Raw genomic sequence first — 3,730 nt, 5'->3', positions numbered from 1 at the left:
CGCCCGCGACGCCGAACTCGCCGCCGCCGGCGAGCCCGCCTACTCCGACGCCTACCGCTTCGGCACCGGCGACAACTGGACGGGCCTCACCGCCGAGGGCGGGCAGCGGGCACAGCAGGAGTCGCTGGCCCGCAACCGCCGCACCCAGGCCCGCCTCGCCGAGGCGCCGGCCGGAAAGGAGTCCAAGTGAGCTCCGAGCACCTGACCGACCACACCGCCCCTGACGAGCGGTCGCTCAACCTCGTCGTCGTCGCCGCGGGCACCTCCGTGCCCTCCAGCACGCGGATGCTCGCCGACCAACTCACCTCCGCCACCCGTGACGCCCTCGCCCGCCACGGGCAGCGCGTCGAGGTGACGGTCCTCGAGGCGCGCGAGCTGGCCCACGAGGTCGTCGACGCGACGGTCACCCGCTTCCCCGGCGAGAAGCTGAGCGCGGCGATCGACGCGATCGGCCGCGCGGACGGGCTGATCGCGGTGACGCCGATCTACAACCAGTCGTTCTCCGGCCTGTTCAAGTCGCTGTTCGACGTCATCGAGCCCGGCACCCTCGCCGGGGTGCCGGTGGCGCTGGGCGCGACGGGCGGGACGGCGCGGCACTCGCTGGCGGTCGACTACGCAGTGCGGCCGATGTTCGCCTACCTCAAGGCCGACGTCGTGCCCACCACCGTGTTCGCTGCCGCCGAGGACTTCGGCGCCGTGTCCACCGCGGGCGACGAGAACTCGCTACGGACGCGCGCCGTCCGGGTGGGGACCGAACTGGGCGACTACATGCTGCGGTTCGCGGGGGTCACCGCCGGCGCGGTCGAGCCGACGCGCGCGGATGACAAGCGGGGACGACGGGACGACGACGACGAGTTCAGCGACTTCGTCCCGATGGGCGATCTCCTGGGACGCTAGACCGGCAGCGGCACCGGACACCCGGCCGGCGCGCCTGACGCCGCGGGGCGTCAGCGCGGGTCGCCCACCTCGTCGCTACCGGGGGCACCGATCACACCAGAGCGGTCGGTGCCCTCGTCGGCGAGCTGGTCCGGCGCCGGGTTCTCGGCGTCGAAGCTCTCCGGCAGGTTCTTGATGTGCTTGTTCATGTTGCGCACGAGCAGGACCGTGGCGATGAGCAGCAGCAGTACGAGGGGGATACCGAGCGGCGAGGCCTTGCCGAACTCGGGGCCGACCGGGTTGTCGTTGTACCCGGGGGTGCCGGGCGACTGGTTCTGAGCGAAGATCATCGCCGACTCGTACGCCAGGATCTGGACGTCCGGTCCCAGGGTGATCATCGCGCGTCCTCACTCGTGCTCGGTCCGACCGGGAGCTCGACCGACGGGTCGACTCCCGCGAAGAGGTCTGTCTCGTATTCTCCCTCACCGAGCTGAGGGAAGCCCACCCGACTGGCTGCCAGTTCGAACTCCTCGGTCGGCCACACCCGCTGCTGCATCTCCACCGGCGCGGCGAAGAACCAGCCGTTGGGGTCGATCTGGGTGGCGTGCGCCAGCAGGGCCGAGTTGCGCTGCTCGAAGTAGTCCGCGCACTCCACCCGGGTGGTCACCCGCTCCATCACGTCCGGACGGTCCTTCCAGCGGGACAGGAACTCGTCGAAGTGGCGGACGCCGTCGCGGGCGTACAGCTCCTCGTCGAGCAGCTCGAGGCGGCGCCGGGGGAAGCCGTGCGTGTAGTAGACCTTCGCGATGGCCCACGGCTCGCCAGCGTCCGGATACCGGGCCGGGTCCGCGGCGGCCTCGTAGGCGGCCATCGACGCCGAATGCACCTTCAGATGATCCGGGTGGGGATAACCACCGTTCTCGTCGTAGGTGATCATCACGTGTGGCCGGAACTCGCGGATCCTGCGGACCAGGGCCTCGGTGACCTCGTCGTCGTCGGCCAGGGCAAAGCACCCCTCCGGCAGGGGCGGTAACGGGTCCCCCTCGGGTAGCCCCGAGTCCACGTAGCCCAGCCAGTGGTGGTCGACGCCCAGGATGTCGGCGGCGCGCGCCATCTCGCGCACGCGAACCGCGGGCAGATTCGCGGTGATGTCCGGGCGGTCCATCGCGGGGTTGAGGATGTCGCCCCGCTCTCCCCCGGTGCACGTCTCGACCAGCACGTGGACGCCCTCCGCGACGTACTTGGCCATGGTCGCCGCCCCCTTGGACGACTCGTCGTCAGGGTGGGCGTGGACCGCCATCAGCCGCAGACCGGCCATCGGGTGCACCTGCCGTTCTTCTCGAGTAGGTGGAGGACCGCACCATTCTATGGGCGTCGCCGCGCGCCGTGCCCCCGGCCCGTGCCCCGGTGGACCCCCCGACCGTCCTCGCCGACGCGCCCGGATACCCTGGCCCCCATGAATGAGCCGAGGTCGGACGCCCCGTCGCGGCGCCCCGCAGGGCCGCCCGCCGACCGGTACGCCGACGCCGACCGCGGCTCGGGCGTGGCCGGCAAGGTCGTCGCCGTTCTCCTCGTCCTGCTCGTGGGCGCGCTGCTGGTGGCCGGCGTGGTGACGATGTACCGCCTCAACCAGACGCCCGACATCTCGGGCGAGGCGACCGGCGTGGAGGTCGTGGACTCCGGCCGGGTCGACCTCACGTTCACCGTCACCCGCGAGGAACCGGGCACGCCCGCCTACTGCATCATCCGGGCTCAGGAGGAGTCCAAGGGCGAGCTGGGCCGGCGTGAGGTCTACGTTCCTCCGTCCGAGAACGGCACCGTCGAGATCACCGCGTCCGTGTTCACCACCGACCGCGCGTTCGTCGCCGACGTCTACGGTTGCGGCGAGGACGTCCCGGACTACCTGCGCAGGTAGAGCGCCTGCGAGCCCGACCCACCACCGCCCTCGCGCGGCGGTGACTGTGTTAATATTGGCGCTTCAGCACGGCTCCGGTTCCGCGGGGCCGTGTTTTTATTAAGTCACGCACGCGAACAGATTGGAGTGCGCTCATGGCGAACGACACCCAGGTCCACTGGCTGACCCAGGACTCGTACGACCGCCTCATGGCCGAGAAGGAGGCGCTGATCGCCAACCGCCCGGTCATCGCCGCCGAGATCAACGAACGGCGCGAGGAGGGCGACCTCAAGGAGAACGCCGGCTACCACGCCGCGCGCGAGCAGCAGGGCCAGGAGGAGGCGCGGATCCGCACCATCGACGACCTGCTGGCCAACGCCCAGGTCGGCGAGACGCCCACCGAGTCCGGCGTCGCGCTCATCGGCTCCGTCGTCCGCGCGTACTACAACGGCGACGAGGACACCAAGGAGACCTTCCTCATCGGCACCCGCGGCGAGGGCTCCGGCAAGGACGACCTCGAGATCTACTCGCCCGACTCGCCGCTCGGCAAGGCCGTCCTGGGCGCCAAGAACGGCGAGACCCGCGAGTACACCGCCCCCAACGGCAAGAAGGTCTCCGTCACCGTCGTGACCGCGGAGCCGTACCAGAGCTGACCTGCTCCGTGGCGACCCCGGTGGTAGGTTCTTCACGAATGTCGGGGCGGCCAGACGTGCCCGACTCAGCGCCGGCGTAGCAGGAGTTCGAAACGTGTCAGACGGTTCCCAGAACAGGCCCCACGGCCCTGCCCCGACGATCGAGGCGGCCGCAGCGAGGGTCCTGGGTCCGGCACTCCGGACCGGCCAGTCACCCTTCGAGGACGATCTCTACACCTGGACCCCCGAGGTCGCTGAGGAGCTCGCCCGCCGCCTGGACGCCGACCCCGCGGACGACGCGAACGACGCGGGCGGCGCCGGCGGCGGG

6 protein-coding genes and 1 pseudogene are annotated in these 3,730 nt (G+C 70.9%); 5 read left to right on the top strand and 2 right to left on the bottom strand.

The genetic code is table 11. The annotated features are described in order from the left end of the window. Both HMPREF3086_RS16500 and HMPREF3086_RS16495 read left to right on the top strand, forming a co-directional pair. Positions 1 to 190, top strand: a pseudogene (locus HMPREF3086_RS16500) (5,10-methylene tetrahydromethanopterin reductase); the annotation flags it as partial. Next, positions 187 to 897, top strand: a complete 711-nt coding sequence (locus tag HMPREF3086_RS16495) for a CE1759 family FMN reductase (RefSeq protein ID WP_070722984.1) — start codon at positions 187 to 189, stop codon at positions 895 to 897. The pseudogene HMPREF3086_RS16500 and the gene HMPREF3086_RS16495, both read left to right, overlap by 4 nt. Before the next feature lie 50 nt (positions 898 to 947). On the opposite strand, the gene HMPREF3086_RS16490 is transcribed toward HMPREF3086_RS16495, so the two are convergent. Then, entirely contained in the window at positions 948 to 1,274 is a 327-nt protein-coding gene (locus HMPREF3086_RS16490; protein WP_061229933.1) for a hypothetical protein, read from the bottom strand. Then, positions 1,271 to 2,194, bottom strand: coding sequence for a mycothiol conjugate amidase Mca (gene mca, locus HMPREF3086_RS16485; RefSeq protein ID WP_061229934.1), 924 nt, complete (start codon positions 2,192 to 2,194; stop codon positions 1,271 to 1,273). Before mca ends, HMPREF3086_RS16490 begins: the two co-directional genes overlap by 4 nt. 138 nt (positions 2,195 to 2,332) lie before the next feature. On the opposite strand from mca, the gene HMPREF3086_RS16480 reads away from it, so the two are divergent. From HMPREF3086_RS16480 to HMPREF3086_RS16470, 3 genes are all read left to right on the top strand, one after another. Further along, positions 2,333 to 2,791, top strand: a complete 459-nt coding sequence (locus tag HMPREF3086_RS16480) for a DUF4307 domain-containing protein (RefSeq protein WP_061229935.1) — start codon at positions 2,333 to 2,335, stop codon at positions 2,789 to 2,791. A 134-nt stretch (positions 2,792 to 2,925) separates the two neighbouring features. Next, entirely contained in the window at positions 2,926 to 3,423 is a 498-nt protein-coding gene (gene greA / locus HMPREF3086_RS16475) for a transcription elongation factor GreA (RefSeq protein WP_061229936.1), read from the top strand. Positions 3,424 to 3,517: 94 nt separating this feature from the next. Then, a partial coding sequence (locus tag HMPREF3086_RS16470) for a hypothetical protein (protein WP_141764138.1) occupies positions 3,518 to 3,730 on the top strand: 213 nt, incomplete at its 3' end.

The organism is Dietzia sp. HMSC21D01 (assembly GCF_001815995.1).
In the GTDB taxonomy this organism is placed as follows: Bacteria; Actinomycetota; Actinomycetes; order Mycobacteriales; family Mycobacteriaceae; genus Dietzia; species Dietzia cinnamea.
This window is presented reverse-complemented; position numbering and strand designations above follow the sequence as displayed.

Bases quoted from the DNA above. Each gene is read 5' to 3' on its own strand.
- HMPREF3086_RS16490 (WP_061229933.1), bottom strand. From the start codon at position 1,274: ATGATCACCCTGGGACCGGACGTCCAGATCCTGGCGTACGAGTCGGCG.
- mca (WP_061229934.1), bottom strand. From the start codon at position 2,194: ATGGCCGGTCTGCGGCTGATGGCGGTCCACGCCCACCCTGACGACGAG.
- HMPREF3086_RS16480 (WP_061229935.1), top strand. From the start codon at position 2,333: ATGAATGAGCCGAGGTCGGACGCCCCGTCGCGGCGCCCCGCAGGGCCG.
- greA (WP_061229936.1), top strand. From the start codon at position 2,926: ATGGCGAACGACACCCAGGTCCACTGGCTGACCCAGGACTCGTACGAC.